Origin of the sequence: Rhizobium sp. ZPR4, assembly GCF_040215725.1 — a bacterium.
GTDB classification, from domain to species: Bacteria; Pseudomonadota; Alphaproteobacteria; order Rhizobiales; family Rhizobiaceae; genus Rhizobium; species Rhizobium rhizogenes_D.
In genome coordinates, this window is sequence record NZ_CP157967.1 from 299962 (window position 1) to 318005 (window position 18044).

General features: G+C 59.8%; 16 protein-coding genes and 1 tRNA gene. 13 read left to right on the forward strand and 4 right to left on the reverse strand.

The features are described from left to right. Nucleotides 1-28 precede the first annotated feature (28 nt). Both ABOK31_RS01450 and chrA read left to right on the forward strand, forming a co-directional pair. On the forward strand, nt 29-841 hold the full coding sequence (locus ABOK31_RS01450) for a sulfurtransferase/chromate resistance protein (RefSeq protein WP_349957500.1): 813 nt from the start codon (nt 29-31) through the stop codon (nt 839-841). 6 nt (nt 842-847) lie between these two features. Next, complete coding sequence (gene chrA, locus ABOK31_RS01455) at nt 848-2251, forward strand: chromate efflux transporter (protein WP_174179362.1); 1404 nt, start codon at nt 848-850, stop codon at nt 2249-2251. A gap of 20 nt (nt 2252-2271) precedes the next feature. Here chrA and ABOK31_RS01460 read toward each other — a convergent pair whose 3' ends face one another. Beyond that, nucleotides 2272-3168: a DMT family transporter gene (locus ABOK31_RS01460; protein WP_349957502.1), complete on the reverse strand. Its 897-nt coding sequence runs from the start codon at nt 3166-3168 to the stop codon at nt 2272-2274. Between the two features lie 175 nt (nt 3169-3343). Here ABOK31_RS01460 and ABOK31_RS01465 point away from each other — a divergent pair, with 175 nt between their 5' ends. Then, complete coding sequence (locus ABOK31_RS01465; RefSeq protein ID WP_349957503.1) at nt 3344-4234, forward strand: LysR family transcriptional regulator; 891 nt, start codon at nt 3344-3346, stop codon at nt 4232-4234. Nucleotides 4235-4401: 167 nt separating this feature from the next. After that, a complete protein-coding gene (locus ABOK31_RS01470) occupies nt 4402-4800 on the forward strand; it encodes a GFA family protein (protein WP_349957504.1) in 399 nt (132 codons plus the stop codon). Nucleotides 4801-4818: 18 nt separating this feature from the next. Here ABOK31_RS01470 and ABOK31_RS01475 read toward each other — a convergent pair whose 3' ends face one another. Further along, nucleotides 4819-8475 (reverse strand): ATP-binding protein, encoded by a 3657-nt coding sequence (locus ABOK31_RS01475; RefSeq protein ID WP_349957505.1) that lies wholly within the window; start codon nt 8473-8475, stop codon nt 4819-4821. A 222-nt stretch (nt 8476-8697) separates the two neighbouring features. On the opposite strand from ABOK31_RS01475, the gene ABOK31_RS01480 reads away from it, so the two are divergent. Together ABOK31_RS01480 and ABOK31_RS01485 are read left to right on the forward strand one after the other, a co-directional pair. After that, nucleotides 8698-9144 carry a phasin gene (locus ABOK31_RS01480; RefSeq protein ID WP_047627987.1) on the forward strand — a complete coding sequence of 149 codons (447 nt, stop codon included), beginning with the start codon at nt 8698-8700 and terminating at the stop codon, nt 9142-9144. Between the two features lie 205 nt (nt 9145-9349). Then, nucleotides 9350-9426: transfer RNA gene (locus ABOK31_RS01485), tRNA-His, on the forward strand. Between the two features lie 52 nt (nt 9427-9478). Here ABOK31_RS01485 and ABOK31_RS01490 read toward each other — a convergent pair. Then, on the reverse strand, nt 9479-9625 hold the full coding sequence (locus tag ABOK31_RS01490) for a hypothetical protein (RefSeq protein ID WP_350019265.1): 147 nt from the start codon (nt 9623-9625) through the stop codon (nt 9479-9481). Nucleotides 9626-9818: 193 nt separating this feature from the next. Between ABOK31_RS01490 and ABOK31_RS01495 the strand changes: the two genes are divergently transcribed. Then, entirely contained in the window at nt 9819-10028 is a 210-nt protein-coding gene (locus tag ABOK31_RS01495; RefSeq protein ID WP_174179352.1) for a hypothetical protein, read from the forward strand. Nucleotides 10029-10086: 58 nt separating this feature from the next. Here the strand turns inward: ABOK31_RS01495 and ABOK31_RS01500 are convergent, their stop codons facing one another. Further along, nucleotides 10087-10968, reverse strand: coding sequence for a LysR family transcriptional regulator (locus tag ABOK31_RS01500; protein WP_174179350.1), 882 nt, complete (start codon nt 10966-10968; stop codon nt 10087-10089). Nucleotides 10969-11109: 141 nt separating this feature from the next. On the opposite strand from ABOK31_RS01500, the gene ABOK31_RS01505 reads away from it, so the two are divergent. The 6 genes from ABOK31_RS01505 (at nt 11110) to ABOK31_RS01530 (ending at nt 18018) form a co-directional block, all read left to right on the forward strand. Beyond that, nucleotides 11110-12606 (forward strand): CoA-acylating methylmalonate-semialdehyde dehydrogenase, encoded by a 1497-nt coding sequence (locus tag ABOK31_RS01505; protein WP_349957508.1) that lies wholly within the window; start codon nt 11110-11112, stop codon nt 12604-12606. 143 nt (nt 12607-12749) lie between these two features. Continuing rightward, a complete protein-coding gene (locus ABOK31_RS01510) occupies nt 12750-13097 on the forward strand; it encodes a VOC family protein (protein WP_174179346.1) in 348 nt (115 codons plus the stop codon). Nucleotides 13098-13327: 230 nt separating this feature from the next. After that, nucleotides 13328-14395, forward strand: a complete 1068-nt coding sequence (locus ABOK31_RS01515) for a YjgN family protein (protein WP_349957510.1) — start codon at nt 13328-13330, stop codon at nt 14393-14395. Beyond that, nucleotides 14367-15470, forward strand: coding sequence for a M48 family metallopeptidase (locus ABOK31_RS01520; RefSeq protein WP_349957511.1), 1104 nt, complete (start codon nt 14367-14369; stop codon nt 15468-15470). The genes ABOK31_RS01515 and ABOK31_RS01520 overlap by 29 nt, the downstream gene beginning before the upstream one ends. Before the next feature lie 121 nt (nt 15471-15591). After that, a complete protein-coding gene (rirA, locus tag ABOK31_RS01525; RefSeq protein ID WP_349957512.1) occupies nt 15592-16080 on the forward strand; it encodes an iron-responsive transcriptional regulator RirA in 489 nt (162 codons plus the stop codon). A gap of 342 nt (nt 16081-16422) precedes the next feature. After that, nucleotides 16423-18018 (forward strand): ABC transporter substrate-binding protein, encoded by a 1596-nt coding sequence (locus ABOK31_RS01530; protein ID WP_174179338.1) that lies wholly within the window; start codon nt 16423-16425, stop codon nt 18016-18018. The last annotated feature ends 26 nt before the right edge of the window (nt 18019-18044 follow it).

Below are 18044 nucleotides of genomic sequence, written 5' to 3' on the forward strand. Positions count from 1 at the left end.
TTGAACCCGAGCCAACGGAGGACGCGCCATGCCGTCATTTCTGGAAATCACACCCGACAAGCTCAATCGCATTATCGGTACGCCCAATTTGCCTGCGATTATCGACGTCCGCAACGACGAGGATTTCGCTGCCGATCCTCGTCTTATTCCCGGCTCGATCCGTCGTGACTATCGAACGGTAACCGACTGGGCGAACGAACTGGCGGGGCCAGCCATCGTTCTCTGTCAGAAGGGACAGAAACTCGGTCACGGAGTTGCGGCACATCTGCGCGTCTTCGGGAAGGAGGCGGAGGTCCTTGAAGGCGGGTTCGAAGCATGGCGAAGCGCGAAGTACATGCTGGTCGCCGAGGAAAAGCTGCCTTTCAGAGATGCCAGGGGGCGGACCGTATGGGTAACAAGGGCGCGGCCGAAGATCGATCGCATCGCTTGCCCATGGCTGATCCGGCGCTTCATCGATCCGTCGGCGATCTTCTTGTTCGTTCCGGCAACCGAAGTCTCGGCTGTCGCCGATCGCTTCAAGGCGACGCCATTCGATATTGAGGATGTCTTCTGGAGCCATCGCGGCGAGTTGTGTACCTTCGATGTCATGATCGAGGAGTTCGGCCTCGGCATCGAGCCTCTCCTTCGTCTTGCAACCATCGTTCGGGGCGCCGATACCGCCAGGCCCGACCTGGCGCCCGAAGTTTCCGGGCTGCTCGCGGCGTCGCTTGGGCTTTCGCGGATGTTCAACGACGACCTGGAGCAGCTGGAAGCCGGCATGACGCTCTATGACGCCTTCTATCGCTGGTGTCGTGACGCGACGGACGAGACGCACAACTGGCCGAACCCGAGGAAGGTATGAGAGACCATGACCGACCTCGTCAAAAACGCGGCCGCGCGATCAGGCGCGGCTGATCGGGATATCGTCCCCCTCCGTGAGGCGATCAAGGTCTGGACCCGCGTTGCCGCCCTGAGCTTCGGCGGACCGGCTGGGCAGATCGCCGTCATGCACCGCATCGTCGTCGATGAAAAGAAATGGGTGGGGGAACACAGGTTCCTTCATGCTCTGAACTACTGCATGTTGCTCCCGGGTCCAGAAGCGCATCAGCTTGCGATCTATATCGGCTGGCTGCTGAACAGGACCTTGGGCGGCATGATCGCGGGCATTCTGTTCGTCCTGCCAGGCTTCCTGGCAATCCTCGCGCTCAGTTACATCTATGTCCTGTTCGGGAACCTGACCTTTATCGAAGGGATGTTCTTCGGGCTCAAATGCGCCGTACTGGCGGTCGTCATCCAGGCCGTCTTCCGCATCGGAAGCCGAGCCCTCAAGAACAGGGCTATGGTTGCATTGGCCGCCACTGCTTTCGTCGCGATCTTCTTCCTGCATGTTCCGTTTCCGCTCATCGTCGTTGGGGCGGGGCTTATCGGCTATCTTGCTTCTCGCGGTGGGATTGCGGCCTGCAAGGTCGGCGGCGGCCATAAGTCGGGCTCCGGGACAATTCTGGAAGACAAGGACTCCGTTCTTGGCGAGGAGATCCCTTTGCACGCTCGACCAAATCTCGCTTGGTCTTTGAAGACGTCGGGTGCGTTAGCGACCGCGTGGCTCATTCCGGTTGCGGCCCTCTTGATTACGTTCGGCCCCGACAATGTCTTTTCCAAAATCGGCATATTCTTCAGCGAGATGGCAGTCGTGACCTTTGGCGGCGCCTATGCGGTGCTGGCATATGTCGCGCAGGAGGCCGTGCAGCAATTGGGCTGGCTGCGGCCGGGCGAGATGCTGGACGGTCTGGGAATGGCAGAAACGACCCCTGGACCGCTGATCATGGTAACGCAGTTCGTCGGGTTCCTGGCGGGCTATCGCAATCCCGGCAGCCTCAGCCCTCTCGCGGCGGCAACGTTCGCTGCCGTGCTGACAACATGGGTCACGTTCCTGCCGAGCTTCCTTTGGATTTTCGCGGGCGCGCCATTCATCGAGAAGATGCGCGGGAATGTTGCTCTGACCGGAGCCATGTCGGCGATAACGGCGGCGGTGGTGGGCGTCATCCTCAATCTCGCGATTTGGTTCGGGCTCCATGTGCTGTTCCGCGAGACCACAAGCTTCACCTATGGCTCCTTGACGATGGACCTCCCCGTCCCGACCTCGCTTTCATTGCCTTCGCTGGTATTGACCCTGTTGGCCGCCATCGCCATCTTTCGCCTGAAAATGTCGGTGATCTCGACCTTATTGGCATCTGCCGCTTTGGGCGTTGGCTGGACGGTCTTCGTTTCCTGACGGAAGAGGAATTTGCCGCCTCATCTGCTAGACGTCAGCCACACCCCCACCAGCGTCACCGCCAGCCCCGCGAACATTGCCGTTGTCAGCGGTTCGGAAAACAGAGCCCAGGCCCACAGCATGGTCACCGGCGGGCTGAGATAGATGGCCGCGCTGACCTGTGCCACCGGGAAAAGACGCAGGCTGACATAATAGACCGAATAGGCGACAAAGGTTGCGATCAGCACCAGCCATATGATGCCGATCGCGAAGCCCAGGGTCATCGGCGGGGCAAGATCGCCCTGCATCCTGGCGCAGATGCCGAACAACACCGAAGCCGTCAGTGTGTGGATACACAAGCTTTGGTGAACCGGCATACGCCCGGTCCGCTGTCGCTTGTGCAGGACAGAGGCGAAAGCAAAGACGAGCATGGAGCCGACCGTTACGCCGTAGGCCCAGATCGGAGCCATGCCGAAGCTGAGGCTGTCCAGCGATACGATCAGTACGCCTGTAACCGCGATCGCCGTCCCCAGCCACTGACGCCGGCTTAGCCGCTCTCCCAGCACGGGTTGCGACAGAGCCGCGATCGCCAGAGGCAGCAGATCCGAAATCAGTGCCACCAGTCCGGTCGGCACGCGTTGTTCGATCGCCAGCGCAAAGCCACCGAGATAGAGGAAGACCGACATTACGCCGAACAGCATCTGCTGCCCTACCGCGCGCATCCGCATCCGCGGTCCGATCGAAAGCGCGAAAGGCAGCAGGATCAAACCGGATAGAAGCGTGCGCCAGAACAGGACCAGCATGACACTGGCCTCCTGGCTGGCATAACGAATGCCGATGAAGCCGGAACTCCAGCTGACGATCAGGAGAGCCGCCATCAAGGGCCAGAGGAAACGGCGTTCTTTTGGCGCGGGCTGCGATAGGCTGTGGTCTGTCATCGGGTTCTCGATCGAATGTCCGTCTCAGCTGAGCCATAGGCGAGCGCCGGCCTGATGACACATGACAAATATCGATCATGGCATGACATTTCAGTCTAAAGACTCATGAATGTTTGCCTAACGCGGCTAGAATATGCATTCTCTCCGCACGACCGTGACTTAAGCCGAGTCTGCCATGACCGAATTGACAAGCCGACGTTTGGAAATCGATGCCCTGCGCGCGCTGTGGGCGATCCGCTATCACGGCGGCATTACCCGCGCGGCGGAAGCCCTGGGCCTGTCGCAATCCGCCGTCAGCCACAAGATCAAGCGGCTCGAGACGAGCCTCGATTGCGATCTCTTGAGCCGCAAGCCTCGAGCGTCGATGTTCACGGCAGCCGGCGAGGATCTGCTCGATTATGCCGGGCGCATTCTCGGTCTGCATGACGAGGCCCTGCTGAGCCTCTCGAAAACATCGCTCGCCGGCCGCGTCGCCCTCGGCCTCACCGAGGATACGACCTGCACCGACCTTGCGCGTATCCTGGGGCGTTTTCGCCGCCTGCACCCGAATGTCTCCGTGCGCACCAAGGTCCGCATGAGCCTGATCCTTCGGGGAATGCTGGAGCGAGGGGAGCTCGACGCCGCCATTATCCAGGTTTTCGCTCATGAGGTCCGCCCGACCGATGTCGTTCTCTTTCGCGAGCAGCTGCATTGGGTCAAGCATCCTGATTTGTCTTTGACACCAGACGGCCCGGTTCCCTTTCTGTCCTTCGACGACGAATGTTTCTATCGTCGGTGGGCGCTTGATATCGGGCAGGATGGTGGTGTGGTTCTGGAAACCGTCTTCGAATGTGCGAGTGCGGCAGGGATCATCGCGGCCGTGACCTCGGGCTTGGGTGTCGCGCTTTTGAACGGCCGTCATCTGCAGTCTGATATGGAAATTCTCACCCAGGGCCTGCCGACACCGCCTGCCTTGGCCTATGTGGTGCGCCGCGGCCGCAAGGTGAGAAATCCAGCGCTCGATACGCTTGTGGCCGAGATCGAAAGCGAAATCAGCCGTTACGGAGGCCTGGCTCTGGCGAGTTGAGCCGGCGAGGCCATTGTCGATCGGACAATCGAAGCCTCCATCCAGGCGGCATCCTTCGAATGCCCACTGCTGTTCGGTAGCGAAAGCCGCTGCGGAGGTTTGCAGGCCTTGCGCGACTGAGGCAGAATATCGTCTGCGACCAGATTGCGGGATGGAGCGGCTTACCTATGCTGATCGGTTCATGTCATTGCGGCAAATCGGGCTGGACGCTCGAAGGCGATCCGGGCTCGATTACGGCCTGCAATTGCACCCTCTGCCGGCGCTATGGTGCGCTGTGGGCCTATGATTACGAAGGGGAGCGGATTTCCGTGACCGGACCGACGGCCTCCTATGCCCGCGCGGAAAAGCAACCGTCCCTCGAAATATTGTTTTGCCCATCCTGCGCCAACGTCTTGAGCTGGCGTGGCCTGCGGCTTCAGAAGGATGGCCGCCGGCGCATGGCCGTCAATCTGCGGCTGGCGCAGCCGGATCTCGTCGCCGACCTGCCGATCGATCATTTCGATGGCCTGGACACATTCGAAGATCTGCCTTCCGACGGGCGATGTGTGCGCGATCTCTGGTTTTGACGGCGAACCGGGCTTCTCTCAGTTCGCCAGCACCCTCTGAGACGGAAAGGTGATCTCGACCAGCGTGCCCTCGTTCGGGGCCGAGTTGATCGAGAAGGTCGCGCGGTTGGCGTCGACCATTGCCTTGGTCAGCGGCAGGCCGAGGCCCGTGCCGTCGCCGCGCTTGCGGGAATTGGTGGAGACCTGCCGGAAAGGTTTCATCGCCTGTTCCAGCTCCGAGCGCGTCATGCCGACGCCCGTATCCCGGATGCGCATCACGACGCTGCCATTGCCTTCATAGGCTGTCGACACGACGATCTGGCCGCCCGACGGGGTGAAGCGGATGGCGTTGGAGAGGATGTTCAGCGCGATCTGCTTGATCGAGCGCAGGTCGGCGACGACATTCGGTACGGCTTGCGACAGGGCCGTGCGGATGATGACGCGCTGGCTGTTGGCTTGCGGCTGCACCAGCGACACGGCTTCGGTGATCGCTTCGTTGAGGCCGACGGAGGCGAAATCCAGATCCATCTCGCCGGCTTCGATCTTCGAGATGTCGAGGAGATCGTTGACGATGTCGAGAACGTGGCGCCCGGAACGGCCGATATCGGTCGCATATTCGACATAGCGCGAATGGCCGATAGGCCCGAAGCGCTCGCCGGCCATCATGTCGGAAAAGCCGATGATGGCGTTGAGCGGCGTGCGGATTTCATGGCTGACGCGAGCCAGGAAGTCCGTCTTGTGGGCATTAGCGGTTTCGGCGGCGCGCTTGGCGTTGCGCAGCTCTTCCTCGGTTCGCTTCCATTGCGTGATGTCGCGAATGACGGCGCAATAACCGTTCGAGGAATTCAGCCGGCCCATGGTCATGAACAGCGGCACGAAACCGCCGGAGGCCTCGCGGCCAATCACTTCGCGGCCATCGTTGAGCACGCTGGCGACGCCATGGCCGGACAGGCCGCCGAGATAATCGAGCACCGCCTTCTGGCTCTCATGAGCAAAGAGCATGACGAAGGGTTTGCCGCGCGTTTCCTGATCGTCATAATTGAAGAGGGCGCTTGCCGAACGGTTCATCGAGCGGATCTCGCCGTCCTGGCCGATGATGATCACGCCGTCCGTCGCCGTTTCCAGCGTCGAGCGTAGCTCTTCGATTTCGACCTGCAGCTTCGCGACCTTTTCGAGGATGCGCTCGGGGCGCGCTTCTTCTGGGATCGGCTGCGGCGGCGGTGCCGGCTGCTCGCTTCTTTCCACAGGCATCAGCGCCAGCATCAAGGCCGTACCGTCGTCTTCCCAGCGGATCGACTGCAGGCGGGCCGTCACCGGCACCAGCGCATCGTCGGCGCGTACGACCATCATCGTGCCGGGCTGCTCGGTCTTGCCTTCGAGATCGTTGCGCTGCAACAGCGCATCCAAGCCGCCGATCTGTTCGAGCTCGTCGAGGCTCTCATAGCCGGTCAGCCGCAGGAATTCCGGATTGCCGTGGATCAGGCGATCGCCGGCGTGGACGAGGATCGCGAGCGGCAGCTGATCGACGATGTCGGACGACAGGCCCGTGCGCATCTTCACGCGTGGTGGAATGGCGTTGCTCAGAACATCGAGAGGGTCGAAATCCTCTTCCGGCTCGGCCGATGCCGGCGGAGCTTCGGCAACAGTCTCGTCGTCCCTTTTGGGGCCGTTATCATCCTTGGTCTCGACGAACTTCACGGCGGGCGTGGCTACGTTCTCTTCGGTAATTGCTGCTGCCGGTAGCTGGTTATCGGGGTGGTCGTGTCCGTCCGCGGTTTCGGGCGCTTCGGAGAGGATTTCGTCGGCCGCATTCGGTTGCGGAGGGGTATCGGCGCCTTCCTCATGCTGCCCGTCGTGAGGTTGCTCCGCCGGCGGTTCCGTGCGCTTGCCGAAGGGTTCGAGCTGGCGGGCGATCTCGCGGAAGGCGGCCTGTTCGCTCAGCGAAAGGGCAGTCTGCGTCAAGGTCCGGCGCTCGTGCAGGCGAACGACCTTGTCCGACTCGCGACGGTTCGGCGTTTCGGAAATCCGCAGCGCCGGCGGTTCGTAATGCGAGACCGGGGCAGTTTCTGCGCTGTCCCGGGCGGGGCTTTCAATCTCTTCCTCTTCCGTCGCCGGCGGGGATTCTGCTTGGGGAGCTGGCTGCTCGTTCGATGTCGCCTTCACTTCCGGGGCTGGTTCGGCAACGGTTGCGGTATCGTCGGCTGCCTGTGTGCCGAGCGCCATGCCGCGTTTCATCGGATCTTCGATGGCATCCGCCAGGCGAACGACGCCGAAGCCCCGGAAGCCATCGAATTCGCGGCTGCGCGTGTAGGTCGGCAATGCGGCAAGATCGACCGGCACGGTCAGGCTCGTGCCTTCCACCGGCCAATAGATCGTGCGGCCGGACCACGTGTCGCGCCGCGCCAGCAATTCGGCAATCTTGCCATCCGGATCGAGATTGTAACGGCGGGCGACATCCGCAAAGGCAATACCCGCAATCTGGGCAGCATGCGGTCCCACGGCCTCGGCAAATTCGCGGGAAACCTCGCTGAAATGGCCGGCCGCATCGATCTTCCAGACGAAGCGGGTGGCGCGTCCGTTGCGTTTGAAGTTGAAACCTTCCGCAGGGGTGTTTTCAATATCGGTGTGGGTTTCTGGCGGAGGCGGCTCTGCCCCCGTCGTTTCTGCGGCGGTGTTGTCTTCGCTGTCCGTTACAGCATCCGGCTGATGCGCGCTGGTGTGAGCCACAGTCTCGGCAATTGCCTCGGGCACACCATCCACATCAACCGCTTCTGTTGCGGCTTGGTTTGAGTTTCCGGCGAGCGGGGCTACCTCTTCCTGCTCATCCGCCTGATATTCCGGCGTCTCGTCCAGCTCTTCAATACCGGCTACCGCATCGATGACATCGCCGAAGGGCGCGGTTGGAACGGCTTTCGGCTCCTCGTCCGCTGCCGCTGCTTCGAGTTCTTTGCGGGCTTCTTCCGCCTGCGGCTCCACGGCTGTGACAGGGCGAACCGCCTCGGCAAGGCTTGCCGTCGGGTCGAGATGGCCAACTGCCGTTTCGACGACGAAGAGCAAATGCAGGGCCGGAATTTCCGATAGCTTGCCGATGGCGGCTGGCAGATAACCATGTCCGGTCGAGATCGGCCGCTTGATCAGCCGGTCAGGCTGTGCGCCGGCCATGGTCGTCAGCATCCGTGCGGTCTGCGGCGTCACGCCGAGCGTCCTGAAGCCGGGAGAGGCGGTAACGATTTCGCCGTCGCGACCGATGACGGCAATGTGGGTATCTGGATCGTCGAACCCGTCAATCATGCGCTTGGCGCATTCGGCTGATGCGAGTGGCTTCGAAGAGACCGGAGAGGAAAACAAGACTGCCTCTTCGCCGGCCTGGATGCGAATGAGTTCGACGGCCGCATTGACAACAGCCCGCTGGAAGCCCGAGGCCATGCGGATCAGGAAGGTGCGTTGGTCACCGACCGTGCCGAGACCCCGCGCCGTCGCCTCGATCTGGCGGAACGAGACGTCGCCGGACTTCGGTCCCTGTTCGACGAAATCGTAAATGACGTCATAGCCGAAGAGGTTGGCGCCTGCGCCATTGGCCCAGAGCACGCGATCCATGCCGGTCGAGAACATGACCATGGCTTCACCGCGCGCGAAACGCTCCCGAACGCGCGGATGCACGGCAATGTCAATGAACGGATATTGAATTGCGGGCATTTTCCAACCTGTTTTGCGGGCGTGATCGCCTCTCGTGATTTAACGGTTTATTAATAACGGCGCCCTGCTTTTCGGTCCAGCGAAGGGTCCATTTTTCGGCCGGAAAGGTTAACGCGTTGTGCGATGCAAAAATATGTTGCACTGCACAAATCTTTATATTATATACCCCTCACACAGGTTCACGACGGGCGCCTCAGGGAGGGCCCTTTTAGGAGCGTAATCATGGCTACTGTAAAGAAAGACGACGTTTTTTCAACGGCTGCATTCGATCCGTCCAAGTTCTCCGAATCCTTCCGCGACTTCGCTGAAAAGGGCGCTGCCCAGTCCAAGGAAGCCTTCGCAAAGCTGAAGGCCGCCACTGAAGAAGCCGGCAAGACGGTTGAAGCAACCGTGCAGACCGCACAGGCTGGTTCCGTAGAAATCGGCCTCAAGGCCATCGACGTTCTGCGCACCAATGCCGAGAGCTCGCTGGCTCACATGGAAGCTCTGCTTCGCGTCAAGTCCGTTGCAGAACTCTTCGAACTTCAGACCGCTTTCATCCGCAAGCAGGCCGAAGTCACCGTCGAGCAGGCCAAGTCCATTCAGGACACCACCAAGAAGGTTGCCGAAAAGCTGGCAAAGCCCGCCAAGGACGCCGCTGAAAAGGCAATGTCCTCCTTCAAGGCCTAATTACTTCGAATAAGCCTCCCAAGGCACGAATGTCCCGTTCCCAGGTGAAAGCCTGGGGCGGGACTTTTCATTTGCGGCACGAGCGGACCCGGTCGCACATCATCGTTGGATATCTGCAAAGCTTTTTTATATTGCGGGGAGATAGGACTTGAAATAATTTCAAAGTCCTCGTATGTCACCCCCGTTCGCGGCGACGCGAGCATGTGCGGTTGTAGCTCAGTTGGTTAGAGCGCAGGTTTGTGGCACCTGAGGTCGGAGGTTCGAGACCCCCCAACCGTACCATTTTCTCCCCGATCCGTTCGTAGAAGATGCCGACGCCTTTGGCCTCACGGGCCTATCTCTTGTCTTCAGGCTTCTTTGAGACATGGCCGGGCGATATCGGATCGCTTGCCGGAAACGTCTCTTCCAGCGCTTCTTCCAGATAATCGTCCTGTTCCTTGTGCTCTTTCTCGTCCAGTTTCTGCTGCTTCTTGTCGCTCATCATCCTGGCTCCCTGATCTCTGTTTGAAATACTAGGCTTCGTCTGGCCTTTGTCCAGCAGCGAGGGACGAACGGGCAGGGAATGGCAAATCGCACCCATCTCGCAAATGCGGGCCGCCCGCCGAAATTATCTTGGAACCGTCCGTATCGTTCGTCGTTGTCTCCATATCGGCAACCAGACGAAAGGAGCGGGCATGTCTGTACCGAACGAGCCGATCCCCGAGACGCCTCCGATGCCGGAACCGGGCTGGACGCCGAAGTCGCCAGTCGAGGAGCCGGAGCCTGACAGGCTGCCGGATGAAATTCCAGTTCCCAATCCCGACGAGAACGAGGAGCCGCCGAAGCATGCGGAGGCCGAGCCGCTGCCGCATGCACCATCATGGTGGTGCAGCTTGATGCCGTGATCTTTGCCTGTAAGCGGTCGGCGCGTCTGCCGGCGTTACCTCACAGGTCAGCGTCACCTCACAGGAAAGTCCGCCGCTCTTCGCTGACCAGTTCCTGCAGGAAATCCGCGACGGTGCGCACGCGCACGAGGTCGCGGGCGCTTTCATGATAGGTGGTCCAATAGGCACGCTTGATGGAGACGTCGGGCAGGATGCGGGTGAGCTCCGGAAACTGCCTGGCGATGTAATCATGCAGAATGCCGATGCCGGCGCCGGAGCGCACGGCTTCCGTCTGGCCGATGGAGGTGGAGATCTCAAAGGAGGCATCCCAGCTGCGCATGATCTCGCCGGAGAAATTGAGCGAGGCGGTAAAGATCAGGTCTTCGACATAGCCGACGCGCGGATGCAGCTTCAACGCCTCGACGCTGTCGGGCAGCCCGGCCTGCTCGAGATAGGCTTTTGAGGCATAGAGCCCGAGCGTGTAGTCCGTCAGTTTCGATGAGATCAGGCGCCCCTGTTCCGGGCGTTCGAGCGTAATCGCGATATCGGCCTCTCGCTGCGACAGCGAGAAGGAGCGGGGAACGGGCACGAGCTGGATGCGCAGCTCCGGATAGCGGGCGATCAACCGCCCGAGCCGCGGCGCGAGGAAGGAGACGCCGAATCCGTCGGGTGCGCCGATCCGCACCGTGCCGGTGATGGCGCTGTCGAGATGGCCGACGCTGGCCTGCGCGCGCAGCATCTCGGTTTCCATGCGCTCCGCCGCATGAAGGAAGATCTCGCCTTCCGCCGTCAGGTCGCAGCCATTGGTGCGGCGCACGAGCAACCGCGTCTTCAACCGCTCCTCCAGCGTCGTCACGCGACGGGAGAGGGTGGCGTGGTTGACGCCGAGCCGTTTGGAGGCGGCAAGGATCTGCCCGGTGCGCGCCACGGCGAGAAACATCCGGACGTCGTCCCAATCCATTTGCACATCCCCTTTCGCACGGGCCCTTTTTGCACATGACGGGCTTTAATTTTTGCACAACGGTTGCTTATAACAGCTCATTGATTTGTGCAAATTGAAGTGCCATCCTGTCATCATCGAAGAAAACGAGGAGGCACACCCATGCGTGAGATTGGTCATTTCATCGGCGGCAAGCACGTCGCCGGCACGAGCGGACGCACGAGCAACGTCTATAATCCGGCAACCGGCGAAGTACAGGCGGCCGTCGCGCTCGCCAGTGTCGATGAACTGCGCGCGGCCGTCGCAAATGCCAAGGCTGCACAGCCGAAATGGGCCGCAACCAATCCGCAGCGCCGCGCTCGCGTCTTCTTCAAGTTCGTCGAGCTTCTGAACAAGAACATGGATGAGCTGGCAACGCTGCTCTCCACTGAGCATGGCAAGACCGTCGAAGATTCCAAGGGTGATGTCATCCGCGGCCTCGAAGTCTGCGAATTCGTCTGCGGCATTCCGCACCTGCAGAAGGGCGAGTTCACCGAAGGCGCCGGCCCGGCGATCGACATGTACTCCATCCGCCAGCCGGTTGGCGTCGGCGCCGGCATCACGCCGTTCAACTTCCCGGCCATGATCCCGATGTGGATGTTTGCCCCGGCAATCGCCTGCGGCAACGCCTTCATCCTCAAGCCCTCCGAGCGCGATCCATCCTTGCCGATCCGTCTCGCTGAATTGATGATCGAAGCCGGCCTGCCGGCAGGCATCCTCAACGTTGTCAACGGTGACAAGACCGCCGTCGACGCTATCCTGACCGATCCGGATATCGCTGCCGTTTCATTCGTTGGCTCGACGCCGATCGCCCGCTACGTCTATGGTACGGCCGCCATGAACGGCAAGCGCGCCCAGTGCTTCGGTGGCGCCAAGAACCACATGATTATCATGCCCGACGCCGACATGGACCAGGCCGTCAACGCCCTGATGGGCGCCGGCTATGGCTCCGCTGGCGAGCGCTGCATGGCGGTGTCGGTCGCGGTTCCGGTCGGCGAAGAGACCGCCAACCGTCTCGTCGAGAAGCTGGTGCCGAAGATCGAATCCCTGCGCATCGGCCCCTACACCGACGAGAAGGCCGACATGGGCCCGCTTGTCACCAAGGACGCTTATAACCGCGTGAACGGCCTGATCGACCGCGGCGTCGAAGAAGGCGCCAAGCTGGTCGTCGATGGCCGCGGCTTCAAGCTTCAGGGCTATGAGGATGGCTACTTTGTCGGCGGCACGCTGTTCGACCACGTCAAGCCGGACATGGACATCTACAAGACCGAAATCTTCGGACCAGTTCTCTCGGTCGTCCGCGCCAAGAACTATGAAGAAGCCCTCGAACTGCCCATGAAGCACGAATACGGCAACGGCGTCGCCATCTACACCCGTGACGGCGATGCGGCCCGCGATTTCGCCTCGCGTATCAACATCGGCATGATCGGCGTCAACGTTCCGATCCCGGTTCCGCTCGCCTACCACTCCTTCGGCGGCTGGAAGGCTTCCAGCTTCGGCGATCTCAACCAGCATGGCACGGACTCGATCAAGTTCTGGACGCGCACCAAGACGATCACGGCCCGCTGGCCGTCCGGCATCAAGGACGGCGCCGAATTCGTCATGCCGACGATGAAGTAAGCATCGCCACCTGGCTCCTATTGGCCGCCGTCCGGCACGTTTCGGGCGGCGGCTTTTTTATTGCGTTTGTTTTCGATGGAGTCATCTTGTCAGGGCTGCCGTTTTCATTTAGAACAAAACAAGAACAACGGGAGGGCCGAGCGATGGCCATGACCTATCAGATCGACTATCTCGAATTTCCGTCTAAAGACGGCCTGAAGACCCGCCGCTTCTTCGAAGAGGCCTTCGACTGGAGCTTTGTCAGCTACGGACCGACCTATCATGTCATCGAGGCGGCCGGAATAGATGCCGGCATAGACGGCGATGCGGGAGAGGCAGCCGGCACACCGTTGCCCGTCGTGCGCACCACCGATCTGGAAGCCGCACAGCGCGCTGTCGAATTCGCCGGTGGTGTCATCACCCGGCCCGCTTTCGATTTCCCCGGTGGCCGCCGCTTCCATTTCCGTGAGCCGGGTGGCTGTGAAATGGCTGTCTGGGTCGCCGTATCGTGAAGCCACAGGCTTCGGTGTGGCATTAAAGTTGCAGTCGGATAGGCTATTTGCGCGCCCCTGCGGCGAATGCACCTCAAAAGTGCTTTTTCCGTTGATCGATACTCGATTTCCTGCTCTCAAGTGCAACGGTAAGGCGAGTGGTGTGTCGCGCAGCACGTCTCGTGGCGGATCGTATCCATGGAGATACGTCGGCGAAACGCTCGCCCTCTTGTGGGGTAGGGGGTTACAACATGGCAACTGTCGAGCAAAGTTACCCATTGGACGGAAAGCCCTTTTTCCAAAGGGCGTCGTTCACGGGCAATGCCTCTGAATATTTCGGCATCTGGATCGTCAATATTCTGCTGACGATCGTTACGCTGGGCATTTATTCGGCCTGGGCAAAGGTACGCCGGAACCGGTATTTCTATGGGAATACGGTCCTACTGGGGCATAGTTTCGAATATCACGCCAAGGGCAAGCAGATCCTCATCGGCAGGTTGATCGTGTTCGGCCTTCTGATCGTCCTGAACATACTTTCACATGTGGCGCCGTTGGCAGCCCTGGCGATCTGGCCTGTCATGCTGGTGGTATTTCCATGGTTCCTCATGCGCGGCCTTCGCTTCAACGCGCGGGTAACAAGCTATCGCAATGTGCGCTTCGATTTCGTCGGGACCTATGGCGGTGCGTTCAAGGCGATCTTTCTCGGGGCTTTGGTGACGGTGATATCGGTCGGGCTGCTCTCTCCAATCGCAAGCCGTTGGTTCTATAAATATATCTTCGACAATCTGCGCTATGGTGATCGTCCGTTCTCGACCGAGCCGAGATTGGGCGCGCTCTACGAGGCGTTCGTAACAGTAATCGCGATTATGATCGCAAGCATCGTGATCTTGGGAGTTGTCGGCGCTGCCGCGATCGGTTTCAGCGGCAACTCGATGGGGCGGGGAATGGGGAGCCTCAGCCTGTGGCATTGGATGATTGTGCTTATTTTCCCGATTTACATATTCGCTGGCCTCTACTATCGCGCGACGGTGCGCAACATCATCTGGTCGGCAGCAATGGTCGATCATCGCCATCAATTTAGAAGCGATCTCGGTCGCCGGCGCTATGCCTGGATCGCGATTTCCAATGTCGTTGTCGCCCTGATAACTCTCGGATTGATGCGCCCCTGGGCGGCGGTGCGCATGCAGCGCTTCCTGACCGAGCATACCGCTGTTCACGTCGATGGCGAAATCGGTGTCGTCTTTGACCAGATCCGCTCGACCGGCAGTGCGATCAGCGCAGAATATCTCGATGTCGACGGATTCGACTTTGGCTTCTGATCCGCAGACGATCGCGACCGGCATCTGGCATCCGCCGCATTCCAGCCGGGAGGTTCCGTCCCGGCTGCTGGATATCGGCGGGTCGCTCATCGTGATCTCGTCCGAAGAGGGTGCGGAAGACAAGCGGCTTGCCTGGGGTATTCGCTCGGATATCGAGGTCAGTCAGCGCGTCGGCTCCATCCCGCGTCGCATTGTGTTCGGGAATGAATCGGTTTTTGAAACCCATGATAATGATGCCGTCGATACCTACCTGCGAAGCCGCGGCGAGGGGCGCAGTGGTTTCATTCATGGGCTTGAGATCGTTCGTCCCCGGCTGATCGCCTTTGCTCTCGTGACGATCGTCCTTGCTTCGGTCATTTATCGCTATGCCCTGCCGGTCCTGGTGGAGGTTGCCGTCTTGGTGACGCCGCCGGTGGTGCCGGAGATGATGTCGGCAGGGACGCTGAAGACATTGGACCAGGTGACCTTCGGCCCCAGCAAGCTGCCGGCTGCACGACAGACGGAAATTCGCGATGATTTCGCCGCGATAGCCGCAAATGCGGAAGGTGGTACGAGCCGTTACCACCTGAACTTCCGTGATGGCGGCCTCATCGGTCCGAATGCCTTCGCGCTGCCGGACGGAAATCTCGTTCTGACTGATCAACTGGTCGAACTTGCCGGCGGTGACAAGGAAATGATTACCGCCGTGCTCGGCCATGAGATCGGTCACGTCGAATATAAGCACAGCCTGCGCCAGCTCTATCGCGCCGCAGGCGTCGCTGGTCTTGTTCTGCTGATCGCCGGCGACGTAGGTTCCGGCATTCAGGACCTATTGACGCAAGGCGGCGGCCTGCTTGCGCTTTCCTATTCTCGCGAGGCTGAGGCCCAGGCCGATCGCCGCTCCGTGGAGCTGATGCAGGCGGCGGGCATGGATCCGACGGCGCTATCGCGGTTCTTCGATATCCTCGAAACGAAACTTGGCGATCATGGCAGCACCAGCATGCTCTCAACCCATCCGGGGACGCCTGAGCGCAAGCAGGCGATCCTCGATTACGCAAGGGAGCTGCAAGAGAAGAAGACGATGCCGAACGGGTGAGAAGCCTCGGGTCTTCGAAATAACGTGAATATGAATTTCATATTTTGGAATTGTTCAAAACTGAGAAAGCCACTATATACGGGTCCAGCCCCCTCAGCAGCCTTGATTCCAGGAGATCGGCATGCGCTTGACCAAGCAGACCAATTACGCAGTGCGCATGCTGATGTATTGCGCCGCCAATGATGGCCATCTGAGCCGCATCCCGGAAATCGCAAGAGCATACAGTGTGTCCGAGCTGTTCCTCTTTAAGATCCTACAGCCGTTGACCAAGGCAGGTCTTGTCGAAACCGTGCGTGGCCGCAATGGCGGCGTGCGCCTTGCAAAGCCGGCAACCGATATCAGCCTTTTCGACGTCGTCCGCGTCACCGAGGACAGCTTCGCCATGGCGGAATGCTTCGAGGATGGCGTGGTGGAATGCCCGTTGGTCGACAGCTGCGGCCTCAATTCGGCGCTGCGCAAGGCACTGAACGCCTTCTTCGACGTGCTGACCGAATATTCCATCGACGATCTGGTCAAGGCGCGGCCGCAGATCAACTTCCTGCTCGGCCTCACCGACCAGGATCGCAAGGCGATTGCGAAGAAGCCGACGGTCGCAGCGCCGGCTGCCTGATCAGCCGTCCAGAATTCGATCATGTTTTGGTCCGCGGTTACCTCCGGTAGCTGCGGATTTTCGTTTGTATTGCCTCCTATCCGGGCAATAAGCGGTTCGCGAATTGGGGAAGGAAAACGTCAAATCGTTCTGAATCTGCTAAAAGCATGCAATTTTTTGCCAGAATATTATCAATTCAGAGGTTTTTTCGTCCAAAAATTTCCAAACTCCATAAATTGGAAAAATTTTAGGCGGCGCTTGTTGCTTTCAAACTTAAAATAAAGTTCCATCGGCGCGATCCGGATAGGAACCTCTGTTGGTGTCCACGGCTTCAAAAGAATAACAAATCTGGGAAACGATATCATGAAAAAGATTTCTGTCCTGCTGGCAGTGACAGCCCTGGCTTCGGTCATGGCGACGTCCGCCTGGTCAAAAACGCTTGTCTATTGCTCGGAGAGCTCGCCGGAAGGTTTTGATCCGGGAATCTACACCGGTGGTAACACCTTCGACGCGTCATCGCGTACGGTCTATAGCCGCCTGGTCGAATTCAAACACGGCAGCACCGAGATTGAACCGGGCCTCGCCGAAAGCTGGACCGTTTCCCCCGACGGCAAGGAATACACCTTCAAGCTCCGCAAGGGCGTGAAGTTCCAGACCACCGATTTCTTTACACCGACGCGTGATCTCAACGCCGACGATGTGATCTTCTCGATCGGCCGCCAGCTCGGTACGGACAATCCGTGGGCAAAATACGTCGCCGGTGGTTCCTATGAATATGCCGATGGCATGGGCTTCCCCAAGCTGATCAAGTCGATCGACAAGGTTGACGATCTCACCGTCAAGTTCGTCCTCAACCGCCCGGAAGCTCCCTTCCTCGCCGATCTGGCCATGGACTTCGCTTCGATTCTCTCGAAGGAATATGCAGACAAGCTGCAGGCCGACAAGAAGATGGAGCAGATGAACCAGCAGCCGCTCGGCACTGGCGCATTCACCTTCGTCGCCTATCAGCCGGATGCCGTCATCCGCTACAAGGCAAACGAGAGCTACTTCAAGGGCAAGGAAAAGATCGACGATCTCGTCTTCGCCATCACTCCGGACGCTTCCGTTCGTGCGCAGAAGCTGAAGTCCGGCGAATGCAACATCATGCCGTACCCGAATGCGGCTGATATCAAGGACCTCAAGGCCGACAAGAACCTCAAGGTTCTCGAGCAGGCCGGCCTGAACGTTTCCTACCTTGCCTACAACACGTTGGTTGCTCCGTTCGACAAGGTCGAAGTGCGCAAGGCGATCAACATGGCCGTCAACAAGCAGGCCATCGTCGACGCCGTCTTCCAGGGCTCTGCCAAGGTTGCGACGAACCCGATCCCGCCGACCATGTGGTCCTACAACAAGGACATCAAGGACGACGCCTACAACCCGGAAGAAGCCAAGAAGCTGCTTGAAAAGGCTGGCGTCAAGGATCTCAGCATGAAGATCTGGGCTATGCCGGTGTCGCGTCCATACATGCTGAACGCACGTCGCGCTGCCGAGCTGATGCAGGCGGACCTTGCGAAGATCGGCGTCAAGGTCGAGATCGTCACCTATGACTGGGCTCAGTACCTGAAGCTCTCCTCCGCCAAGGACCGTGATGGTGCGGCCATCCTCGGCTGGACCGGCGACAACGGCGACCCGGACAACTTCCTTGACACGCTGCTCGGCTGCGATGCTGTCGGCGGCAACAACCGTGCACAGTGGTGCAACAAGGAATTCGACGATCTGGTGAAAAAGGCCAAGCAGACGGCTGACGTCAAGGAGCGCACCAAGCTCTACGAACAGGCCCAGGTCATTTTCAAGCGCGAAGCACCGTGGATGACCATCGACCATTCGGAAGAGTTCGTCCCGATGACGAAGAATGTTACCGGTTACCATCAGGACCCGGTTGGCGTTCACCGCTTCGACGGCGTCGATATCGCCGAATAACGAAAAATCTGTAAGAATGCCCGGCT